This window comes from Micromonospora citrea, from assembly GCF_900090315.1.
In the GTDB taxonomy this organism is placed as follows: domain Bacteria; phylum Actinomycetota; class Actinomycetes; order Mycobacteriales; family Micromonosporaceae; genus Micromonospora; species Micromonospora citrea.
Genome location: NZ_FMHZ01000002.1, coordinates 2,211,602 through 2,225,744 on the forward strand (window position 1 = coordinate 2,211,602; position 14,143 = coordinate 2,225,744).

Consider the following 14,143-nt stretch of genomic DNA (forward strand, 5'->3'; position numbering starts at 1 on the left):
GGCAGTAAGCGCAAGATCGCCGAATGCGCGCGGGACGGCGCGGCGGGGGTGGGGGTGGGGTGAGGGGTGGGGGTGAGGGGTGGCGGGGAGGGTCAGCGGGGGGTGGGGGTGAAGCCGTAGGGCAGTTCGAGGCGGTGCCGGGACAGGAGGTCGGCGTCCGCCAGCAGGTCGGCGGTGGGGGCGTCGGCGACGATCCGGCCGGCGTCCAGGATCACCGACCGGTCGCAGAGCTCCAGCGCGTACGGCAGGTCGTGGGTGACCATCAGCAGCGTCACGGGCAGCCCGCGCAGGATCTCGGCCAGCTCGCGGCGGGCCGCCGGGTCGAGGTTCGACGACGGCTCGTCGAGGACCAGGATCTCCGGGTGCATGGCGAGCACGGTGGCCACCGCCACCCGCCGGCGCTGGCCGAAGGAGAGGTGGTGCGGGGCCCGGTCCCGGTGCTCGCCCATCCCGACCGCGGCGAGCGCCTCGTCCACCCGGGCGGCCAGTTCCGCGCCGCGCAGCCCCAGGTTGGCCGGCCCGAACGCCACGTCCTCGGCGACCGTGGGCAGGAAGAGCTGGTCGTCCGGGTCCTGGAAGACGATGCCCACCCGACGGCGCACCTCGGCGAGCGTGGCCCGGTCCTGGCTGACGGTCAGGCCGCCGACGGTCACGCTCCCCTCGGTCGGGGTGAGGATGCCGTTGAGGTGCAGCACCAGCGTGGTCTTGCCGGCGCCGTTCGGGCCGAGCAGCGCCACCCGGTCGCCGCGCGGCACGGTCAGGTTGACCCCGTGCAGGGCGACGTGCCCGTCGGGATAGGCGTACCGGACGCCGCGGACGTCCAGGGAGGCAGCGGTCTGCACGCCTGCGATCATGTCAGCACGACGGCGGCGGCGGCGATGGTGGCCGCCAGAGCCGGCACGGTGGCCGCGACCAGCCACTGCCCGGCCGTCGCCGCGCCCGCGCCCTGCCACACGGCCGGCATCCGGCCGGCGTAGCCGCGCGACAGCATCGCCAGGTAGACCCGCTCGCCGCGTTCGAACGCGCGCAGGAAGAGCGCGCCGACGCCGGCGGCGAAACCGCGCAGCTGCCACAGGAAGCGCGGGTCGTCGCCCCGGGAGACCCGGGCGACCCGCATCCGCCGGGCCTCGCCGACCAGCACGTCCAGGTAGCGCAGCATGAACGTGGCGATCTGGGTGAGGATCTGCGGGCAGCGCAGCCGGTCCAGGCCGACGATCAGGTCGCGAGTCGTCGTGGTCGCGGCCAGCAGGAGCGACGCCAGTACGCCGAGCGTCCCCTTCGCGACGATGTTCCACGCGCCGAGGAGGCCGTCGGAGGACAGGCTCACGCCAAGCACGTCGACCCGCTCGCCGGCGCCGAGGAACGGCAGGGCGACGGCGAAGAGCACGAACGGCAGCTCGATCAGCGACCGGCTGAGCAGCCAGCCGGGACCGACCCGGGCCAGCCCGGCGACCACCGCGACCAGCATGGCGTACCCGCCGAAGGCCCAGAACGCCTCGCGCGGGGTGGCCACCACGGCGAGGGTGAAGACCACCATCGACACGATCTTGACCTCCGGCGGGAGCCGGTGCACCGGCGAGGCGCCCTCCTGGTAAAGCACGTGCGCGTGCCCGGCGCCCATCCCCCGCTACCCGCGATCCGTCGCGTCGGCCGGTAGCCCGTCCCGCTGCCCGCGACCCGCGTCGGCCGGGGCCGGATCGGCGGCGTCGCCGTCCCGCACGCGGCGGCTCGCGTCGACCGGACCGTCGTCCCACGGGCCTTGGGTCGCGTCGACCGGAGCGCCGTCCCGCGGGCCGTGGCTGGGGTCCACCGCGTCGCCGTCGTGCGGGCCGCGGCGGCGGACCAGCCAGAACGCCCCGCCCGCGACGGCGAAGGTGAGCAGCACGCCGAGGACGCCGGACAGGCCGGTGGAGAGGAAGTCGTTGTCGACCCCCGCGATGCCGTAGTCGGCCAGCGGGCCGCCGATCTCGTGCTCCTTCTCGCGCTGGGCGGGGCAGCTGCCGCCGACGATGTCGTCGTCGGCGTCGAACGTGCAGCCCTCGCGCAGCGACGAGTCCAGCCCGTCGGGGTGCGACGAGGCGAAGTTGCTGACCACCCCGGCGAGCAGCAGCGCCACCAGCAGCCCGCCGACGAGGAACCCCCAGGAACGCTTCCTCACCGGACACCTCCGACGGCCGGGACGGTGGGCGCGGACGCCGGGCGCAGCCCGCGCAGCGCGTAGACGAGGTCGGGCCGCACCTTGGCGACGGTGACCACGGTGGTCGCGGTGATGAGGCCCTCGCCGACGCCGATCAGCAGGTGTACGCCGGCCATGGTGCCGGCCAGGCCCCCGAGGTTGCCGCCGAGGTCGGTGGTGCCGCCGAGCCAGTACTGGAACACGAAGCCCATGGCCGCGACCACCACGCTGAGCAGGGCGGAGACGAAGGCCGTCACACCGAGGCCGGCCGGGGTGCGGGGCAGGACGCGCAGCAGCAGCGCGATCAGCAGGTACGCCGCGGCCGTCCCGAGCACCGCCATGTTGGTGATGTTGAGGCCCAGCATCGCCACGCCGCCGTCGCCGAAGACCAGCGCCTGCACGACGAGCACCACCGCCAGGCAGAGCGCGCCGACCCACGGGCCGACCAGCATGGCGGCGAGCGCGCCCCCGAGCAGGTGGCCGCTGACGCCGGCCGTGAAGATCGGGAAGTTGAGCATCTGCACGGCGAAGATGAAGGCGGCGACCAGTCCCGCCATCGGCGCGAGCCGGTCGTCCAGGTCGCGGCGGCCCCGCAGGACGCAGAACGTCATCGCGGCCAACGCGACGGCGGCGAAGAGCGCGGCGACGGGACCGTCGATGATCCCGTTCGAGATGTGCATCGCCAGGGTTTCCACGCGACCTCCCACGTCGGCGGGTCCGTCCGCGCCCACGAGGTCAGCCTATTTCCCGTACATCTTTGTTGCCAATGTCTGGCAACAGCGCATGGCCTCGATCACCGAGGGGGTGCGGCGCGGGCCGGCGGTGCGGGCGGCCCGGGGACGGGGGCACCCGGCCGGCGGTGCGGGCGGCCCGGTGGCGGCGCGGGCGGCGACGTCGGCGCGTCGCCCGGCGCGGGCGGCGTGGTCGGCGCGTCGCCCGGGGCGGGCGGGCGCGGGCCGGCGGTAGGGTCGTGCCATGACCGCGCCCGACCGCCTCGCCCCCGGTGACCCCGCCCCCGACTTCAGCCTGCCCACCGACACCGGCGAGACGCTCTCGCTGGGCGACCTGCGCGGCCGCAAGGTCGTCCTGTACGCCTACCCGGCGGCGATGACGCCCGGCTGCACCAAGCAGGCCTGCGACTTCCGCGACTCGCTCGCCTCGCTCCAGGCCGCCGGCTACGAGGTCGTGGGCATCTCCCCGGACAAGCCGGCGAAGCTGGCGAAGTTCCGCGAGCGGGACGCCATCACCTTCCCGCTGGTCTCCGACGCCGACAAGGCGGTCCTGGCGGCCTACGGCGCGTACGGCGAAAAGCAGTCCTACGGCCGGACGGTGACCGGCGTGATCCGCTCGACCTTCGTGATCGACGCCGACGGGAAGATCGAGCGCGCGCTCTACAACGTGAGGGCGACCGGCCACGTCGCCAAGCTGCGCCGCGACCTCGGCCTGGACTGAGTCGTCGTACCGCGCCGGCCCGCCCCGGGAGGCGGGTTGGGCGGGGTCGGGCCCGGAAGCTCTAGACTCAGCGGGTCGGCGGGAGTGGCGTAATGGCAGCCGCGGTAGGTTTAGGTCCTATTGTCCGAAAGGACGTGGGGGTTCGAATCCCCCCTCCCGCACCTTCGGGTCGACCGGCGCCCGCGCCGGGAGCCACCGCTGTCGGGCGCGTCACGATCCCGGGTCGGCACGCTCCCGCCCGGTCAGAATTGCCCGGTGGCCCTGCGTCTCGTCCTCGATCCCGACCTGACTCCCGAGCTGCGTGAGGAGATCGTCGCGCTCTGGGTCGACGTCACCAACGCCGGCGGGGCGGTCGGCTTCGTGCCGCCGGTCACCGCCGCCGACGTCCGGCGCACCGCGGGTCCGACGTTCGCCGGCGTCGCCGAGGGCCCGGACCGCCTCCTGGTCGGGTACGCGGGCGACCGCCTCGTCGCCGCGCTGTTCTTCTGCGACAACCGGTTCGCCCTCAAGGCGCACTGGTGCGTGCTGAAGCGGGTGATGGTCCACCCCGACACCCAGGGCCACGGGTACGGCCTGGCGTTGATGCGCGAGGCCGAGCGCCTCGGCCGGGAGCTGGGTCGGGAGGCGCTGCACGTGACCGTCCGGGACGGGCTGGGCCTGGACCGCTTCTACCGGCGGCTCGGCTACCGGGAGATCGGGCGGCTGCCCGGCGCGCTGCGGGTCGCCCCCGGCGACGACCGGGACGAGATCCTCATGTGGCTCGACCTGACCGCCGCCGACACACCCGGACGCTGATCCGGTCGGTGCGGCCGGTCAGCTCGCGACGATCCGTCGGTGCGGCCGGTCAGCCCGCGACGACCACCTCGTCGCCGACCCGGACGACGCCGGGCTCCTCGGGGACGAGGTGCAGTCCGAAGAGGAGCTTCCGCCCGATGTTCCGGTGCCGGGCGAGGGTGCGCAGCGGCTCCTTCCCCTTCGCCCCCGTCTCCTGGTCGGTGGTGACGACCACGCAACGCTCGCAGGGCCCGGCCGCGCGGAACCGGACCCCGCCGACGCGCAGCCCACGGCCGGCCCAGGAATCCTCCGCCCAGGCCGCCGGGCCGTCCACCACCAGGTTCGGCCGGAACCGCGCCATCGGCACCGGCTCCTCACCGGCCTCGGCGAGCCATCCGTTGAGCGCGTCGAGGGAGGCGACGGTGGTCAGCAGCAGCGGGTAGGCGTCGGCGAAGTTGACCTGGTCGCCGGTGTCGTACCGCCGGTCGCCGGAGGGGATGTGCCGGCTCGGCCGGGCGAGCCAGACCAGGCGGGCAGTGCGGCCGAGGAACGCGCCGACCCAGGCGTCCGCCGCCGGCCCGGCGGAGAGCGCGGGCACGGGGTGCGGTCGGCTGCGGAAGGTGCGCACCGGGACCGGCTCGCCGGCCGCCGGCTCCGGCACGTCGAGGTCGGAACGGCCCCGGGCGCGCAGCAGCAGAGCGCCGTCGCGGGCCACCGCGCGGAGCCCGCTCAGCCCGGGCGCCTCCCGCTGGGTGATGCCGACGCCGTGGGCGTCGACGATCATCCAGCGCCGGTCGCCCGCCAGCCCCCAGGGCAGCACGCGCGCGTCGTCGTGGTCGAGCCGGTGGCAGCCCTTGACGGGGTACGTGTGGATCGCGGTCAGCCGCACCCGGTCACCATGCCACCCCGATGCCGTCCCCCGGGTACCAGTGGTTGGCCGGGGTCTCCCGGTAGGCGAGGAACCGCCGGCCGGTGCGCTCGGCGTGCTCGGCGAGGACGTTGGTGGCGGTGACGTTGTCGGTCAGCAGCATCGCGCCGGATGCCAGCTTGCCCTCGACGGCCTCGAACTCGCGCTTCTCGTGGGCCCGGCTGTGGTCGCTGTCGTGCAGGAAGAGGTCGACCGGCCGGTCCAGCGCGGCGATGGAGGCGATGGAGTCGCCGATCACCAGGTCGACCACGTCGGACCAGGGCGCGGTCTTGGCGAGGTACCCCGCCTCGGGGTTGATGTCCAGCGAGGTGACCCGGCCGGGGTGCCCGTCGGCGGCGTTGCGCAGCAGCGCGGCGGCCAGGACGCAACTGCCCAGTCCCTTGTCGACACCGGTCTCCACGACGTGCTTCGGCCGGGTGGCGCGGACGATCGCGTACCAGCCGATCCGCCGGGCGTAGCGGACGTGCCGGTCGGCGAGGCCGCGGCGGGCCGCGCCGGCGATGGTGGACTCGATGTGCGAGCGGAGCGCGTCGTCCGACTCGATCTCGCCGAAGTACGCGCGGACCTGCTTGACGGGGACGTCGCAGACCACGCTGACGAACCAGGCCAGGTGGTGCCGGCTCAGCTTGGTCAGGTCGTACGTGTAGTTGTGGTGCTCCCGGGAGGTGACCAGCCACCGGGCCGAGGTGCGCAGCACCTTGGCGTCGTGGCGGGCGACCCGGGCCAGGCGCTTGGGGAAGGCGGCGACGGGGGCGAGCGGAGTGCGGGCGATGGCCCGCCGGAGCTTCGTTGCGTCCACGAGAGGGTTCTACCAGGAGAAGGGAGGCAGAGGTGAGGAAACTTTCGGTCGAGCGGCCGACCGGACCGGCACGGACGGGGGTACGCGCGCGGGAACGGAGATAAGTAGCATCACGCCATGCCCCATCGCCAGTCGTACGCGGAGCCCGAGACCGAGTCTCTCGACCTCTCCCCAGCGGGGGAACAGCCGACCGGTAGGCGCCGTCGGCGGCGTCCGCGTCCGCGGTGGCAGCGCGTCGCCCTGATCACCTTCGTGGTGTTGGCGGTGCTCGGCGGCGGCGGCATGATCGCCGGCGGGCTCTACCTCCGCTCCGTCGAGTCCGACATCGAGCGTGTCGATGCCTTCGGGGGCGTGCCGGAGGAGTCCCGTCCCGAGGTCGTGGCGAAGGGCGCCATGAACATCATGATCCTGGGCAGCGACTCCCGCGACCCGGAGAACAGTTCCGGCTCCCGGACCGACACGATCATCCTGGCCCACCTGCCGAAGGACCGGTCCAGCGCTCAGCTCATCTCGATCCCCCGGGACAGCTGGGTCAACGTGCCCAAGTCTCCGGAGGGGCGCGGCGGCCGGGACGCGAAGATCAACGCCTCGTTCGCGTGGGGCGGGGTCCCGCTGATGGTGCAGACCGTCGAGAAGTTCACCGGCGTCCGCGTCGACCACGTGACGATGGTCGACTTCGCCGGCTTCAAGGAGATCGTCGACGCCCTGGGCGGCATCGAGATCACCGTCGACAAGGGCTTCACCTCGACCCACTCGCTGAACCCGGACGGTCGGCGAGAGTTCGTCGCGGGCCGACAGACCATGGACGGGGCCACCGCGCTCGACTATGCAAGGGAGCGCTACGCCTTCGCCGACGGCGACTTCAGGCGGATCAAGCATCAGCAGCAGGTGATCAAAGCGATCCTGGACAAGGCGGCCACCGGCGGTGTGCTCGCCAATCCCGCCAAGCTGAACTCCTTCGTGAAGGCGACGACGAACGCGGTGGCGGTCGACGAGTCGATGTCCCTCCTGGACCTCGCGATGGAGCTTCGCCACCTGCGCAGCGGCAACCTCGGTTTCTTCACGTGCCCCACGAAGGGAACGGGCCGGATGGGCAGCGAGAGCGTCGTCCTGGTCGACACGCCGAAGGCCAAGCGCCTCTTCGACGCGGTCCGCCGCGACGCCGTGCCGGAGATCCTGTCCGCCGCAAAGTAGGACTGTGAACTGGCTTGCTGGCTATGGTGGCCGGTCCGGCCTGGTCGTATCCTGCGGTCGCCCTTCGAGTCATGTTGCGTGGCGGAGGGCTTTCACGGGGGAAGGGCCGACCATGTCAAGCCAACCGGCGACCAGTCATTCCGGGCTTCCGCCCCATCTCGACGGGCTGGCTCAGCGGACGTTCGAACCGCAACTGCACGCCGCCCGTGAGGGCGCCGCGGCGCGGCTGTCCGCGGAACCGGTGACCAGCGGGTCGGATGCTGCCCCGGCGGCCAGCCGTACCGGTCTGGACACGACTGCGGTGCTGCCGTACGCCGGGTCCAAGGCCTCGTCCCGAACGCGTGGGTTGCGGGCGTGGATGATGACAGTTCCCATCGACGTCGCCGCGCTGCTCGCTCCGCTGCTGCTCAGTCAGAGCTACTGGCGCGGCACCCTGGCCAACGCCGCCCTCACCGTCGCCATCTTCGCGACCGGAGGGCTCTACCGGCCCCGCCGGCACGTGAGCATCCTCGACGAACTGCCAAGCCTCTGCGGGCGGTTGCTGGCCTCCGCCGCGGTGGTGGCCATCATCGCGGCGGAGCGCCACTCCTCGGTCGAGTACGTCGGCGGGTTCATGCGGGGCGTCGCGCTCTCCGCGGGCCTGGTGATCGTCGGCCGTGCCCTCAGCAGGGCGCTCACCGTCGTCCTGCGCAGGCGCCGCTGGGTGGAGCACAACGCCATCATCATCGGCAGCGGGCCCATCGGGCTCGAACTCGCCCGGCTGCTGCGCCGTTACCCGCAGTACGGTCTGCGGTTCGTCGGCTGCGTCGACGCCGCGTCGCGCCAGGGCACCGGAGCGCTCCCGCTCATCGGCACCCTCGACGACCTCGAACAACTGGTCCGGCTGTCGGAGTGCGAGGTGCTGGTCATCGCCGACCCGGACTGCCTCGAGTCCACCCTCATGGAGACCCTGTTGCGGCCGCGCAGCTCACGCTGCGATCTCTGGGCGGTGCCGCGCCTGTGGGGCTCCCGCTCACAGGGCGGGTACCCCGACCACATCGGCGCGATCCCGATCGTCAAGATCAGCGACATCTCGCTCTCCGGCCCGCGGTGGGCGATCAAGCGGGCCTCCGACGTGCTGTTCGCCTCGGTCGCGTTGGTCGTGCTGAGCCCGGTGCTGTTGCTCTGCGCCATCGCCACGTTCATCGACGGGGGCCGGGGCATCTTCTTCTACCAGGAGCGGATCGGCCGCTACGGCAAGCCGTTCAAGGTGATCAAGTTCCGGTCGATGCGGCCGGTGAACGAGCAGGAGTCCCAGACGAACTGGTCGATCGCGCATGACAAACGGGTCGGTCCGATCGGTCGGTTCATGCGCCGCACCTCCCTGGACGAACTGCCGCAGCTGTGGAACATTCTGCGCGGCGACATGAGCGTGGTCGGGCCGCGGCCGGAACGGCCGTACTTCGTCGAGAAGTTCTCGGCGGAGTACCCGACCTACGCGGCACGCCACCGGGTCCCTGTCGGGCTGACGGGGCTCGCGCAGGTGAGTGGCCTGCGGGGCGACACGCCGATCTCCGACCGGGCGCGGTTCGACAACTACTACGTCGAGAACTGGTCTCTCTGGCTCGACGTCAAGGTGGTGTTTCGCACCGTGACGGAGGTGTTCCGGGGCGGCGGCCGCTGACCGACGCGGTCCACGCGCGCGTGGACGGCGTCGGTCGAGCCGGCGACACCGTCAGCCGCTGCCCAGGAGCGGCATCGACTTGGGCCGGTATCCCTCGAAGTAGCGGCTCGGATCGGCCTGCAGCACCGATTCGAGCACGCTCCCGAAGACGTCCCGGAAGTCAACCGTGGCCTTGAGGTCGCCCTGGTCCAGATCCGTCAGGCTCGGGTGCTCACCGAGGAGACCGCCGGCGACGCGCTGGCCCAGGACGAGCACCGGACCCGCCGTGCCGTGGTCGGTGCCGTCCGAGGCGTTGGCGCGCACCCTGCGGCCGAACTCGCTGTAGACGACGACGGTGACCCGACGGCCGGCCTCCGACTGAGCCATCCGGTCGACGAATGACGACAGTGCGGCGTCGAGTTGCCCGAGCAGCAGTTCCTGCGTCGACAACTCGTCGGCATGGGTGTCGAAGCCGCCCAGGCTGACCGAGTAGACCCGGGTGGGAACCCCCACCTCCACGCATCTGGCGACCAGGGCGAGCTGGGCCGACAGCGCACTTTCGCCCCCCGTACCGGTGGCCGGAATGGCGGGTTCCATGTCTGCCTGCGGCGCTGCCGTCGCCTCGCCCGCGCCTCGGATGACCTGACGCAGTGCGAGCAGTTCGGTGTAGGCGGCAGCGGCTCGGGCCTGCAACTCAGGTTCGCCCGGCTCCACCTGACCGAGGTCGGCCACCAGGTCGGCGTCGATCCAGGGCGGCAACTCCAGACCCTGGTAGCTGACGCAGGAACCGATCCGTCGCCGCCCGACCAGCAGCGGCGGCAGCACCGGCTCGAAACTGACCGCCGTGCCCACTGGCGCGTCAATGTCGTCCAGCCACCGGCCGATCCAGCCGGTGCTGGCGGGGTTCGTGGGCGTGCCCGTCTGCCAGATGTCCATGGAGCGGAAGTGGCTGCGGTCGGGGCGCGGGTACCCGACCCCTTGGACGATCGCCAGGCGTCGGTCGTCCCACAGCCGCTTCAGACCGGTCATCACCGGGTTCAGCGCGAGCGTCTCGTTGAGGAGCAGCGTCTTCTCGGGGGGATACGCCAGCTCGGGCCGGCTGTCGTGGTACGCCGGGTCCGCGTACGGGATGACCGTGTTGAGGCCGTCGTTGCCGCCGTACAGGGTGACCAGCACGAGTGTCTCGGCAGGTGGCCCTTCGGCACGTTCGGCGGTGCCGATCAGCCGGGAGTAGGCGAACGCGCCGCTTCCGGCGGCCAACGCTGCCGCTCCGGTCACCCCTGAGGCGAGCAGGAACCGACGACGGGTGACGGCGTCCATCTCAGGTCACCGCGTATTCCGGGCTGACCAGGCCCAGAGTCAGCATCATGCGGGGATTGTCCGTCCGCCGCAGGACTTCGTACGTCCGGTTGGTCCACCTGTCGACGCAGAGCATGGCCGCTAGCTCCTCCGGTGTGAGACGGCCGAGCCGGACCTGGCTGGCCAGCTTTCCGGCAAGGCTGAGCTTCAGTCGGGCTGCCGCCGAGGTGAGCCACGCGGCGCCCGCCGGCCAACCCCCGACGCTCGGCGGGGCGAAGGGCCGTTGCCCAAGGCCGCCCAGCCCGTCGAAGAGCTGGATCAGCGTCTCACGAGGGATCTTGGCCGGCCGCAAGCCCAACTGGCGCATGGCGCCGACCATCCACTCGATCGGTTGCTTGACCATCGTGCCGGCGGTGGCTCGGAAGGCGTCGTCGGTGAACATGGCCCGCAGCATCGCGTTCGGCGCCGGGAAGGCCGCGACCATCCGCTTCCGGGTGGCCGGTGGGATCGGCTCGGTCGACGAGGCGTACCGGAACCACAGGCGGGTGGCGATGAACTCGGCGCAGGCCGGCTGCCGGAGCAGGAGATCGACGAGACTGCGGGCGGTGAAGGCGTCGGTGACGCCGAGGATCGTCTTGTCACCGCTGTCGTGGTCGTCGTGGTCCAGCGTCGCGCGTTCGGCGTGCAGGTCGATGCGCCAGCCGGTCAGTGCGCGACCGGCTTCCTTGACGTCGGCCTCGGTGTAGTTCCCGATGCCGAGCAGGAAGAGCTCGCAGAGCTCCCGGGCGAGATTCTCGTTGGGGGCTTTCCGTGTGTTGTAGTGCCCGTCCAACCAGTGCACGAGCGCCGGGTCGACCACCATCCGGCGGGCCATCTCGGCGACGTTCGGAGCCAGGCGGAGAGTGCGGTGCTGGGCCAACATCAGCTGCGGGCTCTTGACCTTGCGGATGGAGGTCGCCCAGTGGCCGTGCCAGAAGAAGAGCAACTTCTCGACCGCCTGGTGATCGGCCACGGTCATTCGGTCCAGCCACCACCGCGTCAGATGCTCGGACTGCTCCTCGCGGACCTTGTCGGCGGTCGTCCGCTGCCCGTCGTCGGGATTCGACAAACGACCGTAGGGATCGGGACCGAGCTGCGGAAACGGGGCGCTCATGGCACCGATGTCCGGGCCTGACGGTGCGGTCAGCCGCAGCACGGTGGCCTCGTAGCCGACCTTCGTCGCCGCCGCCAACTCCGCCGCCGTGGGTCCGAAACCGGCGCGGCGGAGCAGCAGCGCCACATCGTCGGTCATACGCCAACCATAGGCGACGCAGATCCGACCGCAATCCGCGTCCCGGCTCGACGGGGAGCCGTCGTGTGGCGGCGACGCGGGACGTGGTAGCGGGGACCTGGCTGCGGGCCGTCAGGCGGTTGGCGCAGGCGAACCTGACCCGAAGCCCTCCTCAACCGGCCCGACGGGCATCCCGGTGATGATCCGAGTTCGGTAGCATCCCGCCGTCGGAGTGCCGGTCGTAACGGTGTTGGGTGGTCGTCATGTCAGAGCAACCGCTGCCGGTTTCCGGTGCATCTCCACCGTCCCCGTGGCAGTCATCCTCGGCGCGGACACCGGCCACACTGGTCGACCGCTCGGTGGCCCTGGTGCACGAGTGGTTCGGCGCGACCGGCGGATCGGAGCAGGTCTTCCGCCAGATCGCCGATCTCGTTCCGCACGGCGAACGGTTCGTGCTGTGGAAGGACCACGACGCCGGCGAGACGGGGCTGCGGGAGTCGTGGTTGGCCCGGACACCCCTGCGCCACAGCAAGGCCGTCGCGTTGCCGCTGATGCCGTTGGTCTGGCGCACCCTCAGCCGGCAGCGATTCGACGTGGTCATCTCGTCGAGCCACGCCTTCGCGCACACCGTCAAGTTGGGTGCCCCGGAGACAACCACCCACCTCAGCTACGTCCACGCCCCGGCGCGGTACATCTGGAGCCCGGCGTTCGACGGCCGGGGTTCCAACCCGCTGCTGAGCGTGCCCCGGCGGATCCTGCAGGGCGTCGACGTCCGCCTCAGCGACCACGTGCGCGGCTACGCCGCCAACTCGCGTGAGGTGCAGACGCGGATCCGGCGGTACTGGCGGCGGGACGCGGTGGTCATCAACCCGCCGGTGGACGTGGAGTGGTTCGCCGCCGCACCGCCGGCCGACCGCGTCCAGGCCCGCGAATACCTGCTCGGAGTGGGACGGTGGATCCCGTACAAGAACTTCGACCTCATCATCGCGATCGCGGAGGCCGCCGGGATGCCGCTCGTGCTGGCCGGGTCCGGCCCGCAGGAGACGCAGCTGCGGCAGCTGGCCGAGCGGGCGAACGTTCCCGTCGTCTTCGAGGTCCGGCCCGACCGGGAGCGGCTGCGTCAGCTCTTCTGGGGTGCCCGCGCACTGCTGTTCCCGGTCCACGAGGACTTCGGCATCATTCCGGTCGAGGCGCAGGCGTGCGGCACTCCGGTCATCGGCCTGCGTCGGGGCGGCCTGCTGGAGACGGTGGTCGACGGCGAGACCGGCTTCCTCACGGATTCAACGGATCCCGCCGACCACGCCGCCCTCGTCCGGCGGCTCGACGAGCTGTCCGCCGAACGGATCGCCGCTCACGCCACCGGGTTCTCCCCCGCCCGCTTTGCCACCGAGATGACCGCCTGGATCGACGATGAGTGCCGCTGACCGGGATCGTCCGGCTCGGCCGGTGCGGATCCTGCACGTCAGTCACACCGGGCACCGGGGCGGCGCCGAACTGGCCCTTGCCCGGCTCCTCGCGGCCAGGCCGTCCTGGACAGCGGGGCTCTGCTGCCCGCCCGCCGGAGATGCCTTCGACGGGCTGGCCGCGTACGGGGTGACCCTCGATCCTCGGCTTCCGCAGCTTCCGGTCGGGGGGACCCGCAGCCGCAGCCCGATGCTCGCCGCGCGGTACCTGACGTCGCTCCGCGCCGCTGCCGGCGCCCTGCGGGGCAGTGCGCTGTTCGGTGCGGCCGACGTGATCCACGCGAACACCGCCGCCGCCGCCATCATCTCGGCCCTGGCGAACCGGGGCCGATCGGTTCCGTTGGTGGTCCACCTCCGCGACCTGGTCACCCCCGAGAGCATGGGCCGGTTCGGGTATGCCGCCTTCACCCGGTTGGCGCTCCCGCACGTCGCCGGGGTGATCGCCAACTCGCAGACGACCCTCGCCTCCGCCGCCGGCCGGCTTCCGGCCGGTGCCCGTCGGGTGGTGCTCCAGTCTCCCAGCGGCCTTCGGGAGCGGGTCACCCAGCCGCACGTCCGTGACCAGGTCCGCGCCGTCGGCATGGTCGGCCGCCTGCAACGGTGGAAGGGCCAGCACGTCTTCCTACGCGCGTTCGCCGCTGTCTTCCGCGGCACGGACGTACGCGCCTGTCTCGCCGGGGCGCCCCTGTTCGACGAGGCCGCCTACGAGCAGGAACTGCGGGACCTCGTCGTCGAGCTGGGCATCGCGGGGCAGGTCGACTTCCTCGGGCACGTGGACGACGTGCCCGCCTTCGTCGACTCGGTGGACGTGCTGGTGCACGCATCCGTCCGGCCCGAACCGCTCGGCCAGACCGTGCTTCAGGGGTTGGCCCGCGCCAAGCCGTTGGTCGCGACAGAGGGCGGCGGGCCGAGCGAGTGGATCCGCAGCGGAGCCAACGGCTTGCTCGTACCGCCGGACCGGCCGGACGCCCTCGCGGCGGCCCTGCGCAAGCTCGCTGATTCCCGCGAGACGCGGAAGGAACTCGCAGCCGGCGCGGCCGCGACGCCCGGTATCCTCTCCGACGCCGAGTGCGCACGGGCCCATGCCGCCTTCTTCCAGGTGTTCGCTCCGGCAACTGGCTCGTCTCTGACGGAAAGGCGGTAGGC

Annotated in this window: 13 protein-coding genes, 1 tRNA gene and 1 pseudogene; 7 read left to right on the forward strand and 8 right to left on the reverse strand. The window is 72.1% G+C overall.

Features of this window, described 5'->3' with window-relative positions; genetic code table 11:
- Nucleotides 1-92 precede the first annotated feature (92 nt).
- From GA0070606_RS10060 to GA0070606_RS10075, 4 genes and pseudogenes are all read right to left on the reverse strand, one after another.
- Nucleotides 93-854, reverse strand: coding sequence for an energy-coupling factor ABC transporter ATP-binding protein (locus GA0070606_RS10060; RefSeq protein ID WP_091097079.1), 762 nt, complete (start codon nt 852-854; stop codon nt 93-95).
- Entirely contained in the window at nt 851-1,621 is a 771-nt protein-coding gene (cbiQ, locus tag GA0070606_RS10065; RefSeq protein WP_091097081.1) for a cobalt ECF transporter T component CbiQ, read from the reverse strand. The genes GA0070606_RS10060 and cbiQ overlap by 4 nt, the downstream gene beginning before the upstream one ends.
- Before the next feature lie 177 nt (nt 1,622-1,798).
- A pseudogene (locus GA0070606_RS33240) lies at nt 1,799-2,158 on the reverse strand (PDGLE domain-containing protein); the annotation flags it as partial.
- Complete coding sequence (locus tag GA0070606_RS10075; protein ID WP_091097085.1) at nt 2,155-2,871, reverse strand: energy-coupling factor ABC transporter permease; 717 nt, start codon at nt 2,869-2,871, stop codon at nt 2,155-2,157. The gene GA0070606_RS10075 and the pseudogene GA0070606_RS33240, both read right to left, overlap by 4 nt.
- A 280-nt stretch (nt 2,872-3,151) precedes the next feature.
- On the opposite strand from GA0070606_RS10075, the gene bcp reads away from it, so the two are divergent.
- The 3 genes from bcp to GA0070606_RS10090 all read left to right on the forward strand — a co-directional run bounded on the left by bcp (nt 3,152) and on the right by GA0070606_RS10090 (nt 4,423).
- The gene (gene bcp, locus GA0070606_RS10080; RefSeq protein ID WP_091097087.1) at nt 3,152-3,628 is read left to right on the forward strand and encodes a thioredoxin-dependent thiol peroxidase; all 477 of its coding nucleotides are present in this window, start codon (nt 3,152-3,154) and stop codon (nt 3,626-3,628) included.
- 78 nt (nt 3,629-3,706) lie between these two features.
- Nucleotides 3,707-3,789, forward strand: a tRNA-Leu gene (locus tag GA0070606_RS10085).
- Between the two features lie 94 nt (nt 3,790-3,883).
- Nucleotides 3,884-4,423, forward strand: a complete 540-nt coding sequence (locus GA0070606_RS10090) for a GNAT family N-acetyltransferase (protein WP_091097089.1) — start codon at nt 3,884-3,886, stop codon at nt 4,421-4,423.
- A gap of 49 nt (nt 4,424-4,472) precedes the next feature.
- Here the strand turns inward: GA0070606_RS10090 and GA0070606_RS10095 are convergent, their stop codons facing one another.
- Complete coding sequence (locus GA0070606_RS10095) at nt 4,473-5,291, reverse strand: MOSC domain-containing protein (protein WP_091097091.1); 819 nt, start codon at nt 5,289-5,291, stop codon at nt 4,473-4,475.
- A gap of 4 nt (nt 5,292-5,295) precedes the next feature.
- On the reverse strand, nt 5,296-6,129 hold the full coding sequence (locus tag GA0070606_RS10100; protein ID WP_091097093.1) for an O-methyltransferase: 834 nt from the start codon (nt 6,127-6,129) through the stop codon (nt 5,296-5,298).
- A 117-nt stretch (nt 6,130-6,246) separates the two neighbouring features.
- Here GA0070606_RS10100 and GA0070606_RS10105 point away from each other — a divergent pair, with 117 nt between their 5' ends.
- The gene (locus GA0070606_RS10105) at nt 6,247-7,323 is read left to right on the forward strand and encodes an LCP family protein (RefSeq protein WP_091097095.1); all 1,077 of its coding nucleotides are present in this window, start codon (nt 6,247-6,249) and stop codon (nt 7,321-7,323) included.
- Between the two features lie 361 nt (nt 7,324-7,684).
- Nucleotides 7,685-8,986: a sugar transferase gene (locus tag GA0070606_RS10110; protein ID WP_245724635.1), complete on the forward strand. Its 1,302-nt coding sequence runs from the start codon at nt 7,685-7,687 to the stop codon at nt 8,984-8,986.
- 51 nt (nt 8,987-9,037) lie between these two features.
- On the opposite strand, the gene GA0070606_RS10115 is transcribed toward GA0070606_RS10110, so the two are convergent.
- Both GA0070606_RS10115 and GA0070606_RS10120 read right to left on the reverse strand, forming a co-directional pair.
- Nucleotides 9,038-10,285 carry a DUF1501 domain-containing protein gene (locus GA0070606_RS10115; protein ID WP_091097099.1) on the reverse strand — a complete coding sequence of 416 codons (1,248 nt, stop codon included), beginning with the start codon at nt 10,283-10,285 and terminating at the stop codon, nt 9,038-9,040.
- Nucleotide 10,286: 1 nt separating this feature from the next.
- Nucleotides 10,287-11,555: a DUF1800 domain-containing protein gene (locus GA0070606_RS10120; protein ID WP_091097101.1), complete on the reverse strand. Its 1,269-nt coding sequence runs from the start codon at nt 11,553-11,555 to the stop codon at nt 10,287-10,289.
- 338 nt (nt 11,556-11,893) lie between these two features.
- Here GA0070606_RS10120 and GA0070606_RS10125 point away from each other — a divergent pair, with 338 nt between their 5' ends.
- Nucleotides 11,894-12,958, forward strand: a complete 1,065-nt coding sequence (locus GA0070606_RS10125; protein WP_245724636.1) for a glycosyltransferase — start codon at nt 11,894-11,896, stop codon at nt 12,956-12,958.
- The gene (locus tag GA0070606_RS10130; protein ID WP_091097103.1) at nt 12,945-14,141 is read left to right on the forward strand and encodes a glycosyltransferase; all 1,197 of its coding nucleotides are present in this window, start codon (nt 12,945-12,947) and stop codon (nt 14,139-14,141) included. Before GA0070606_RS10125 ends, GA0070606_RS10130 begins: the two co-directional genes overlap by 14 nt.
- The last annotated feature ends 2 nt before the right edge of the window (nt 14,142-14,143 follow it).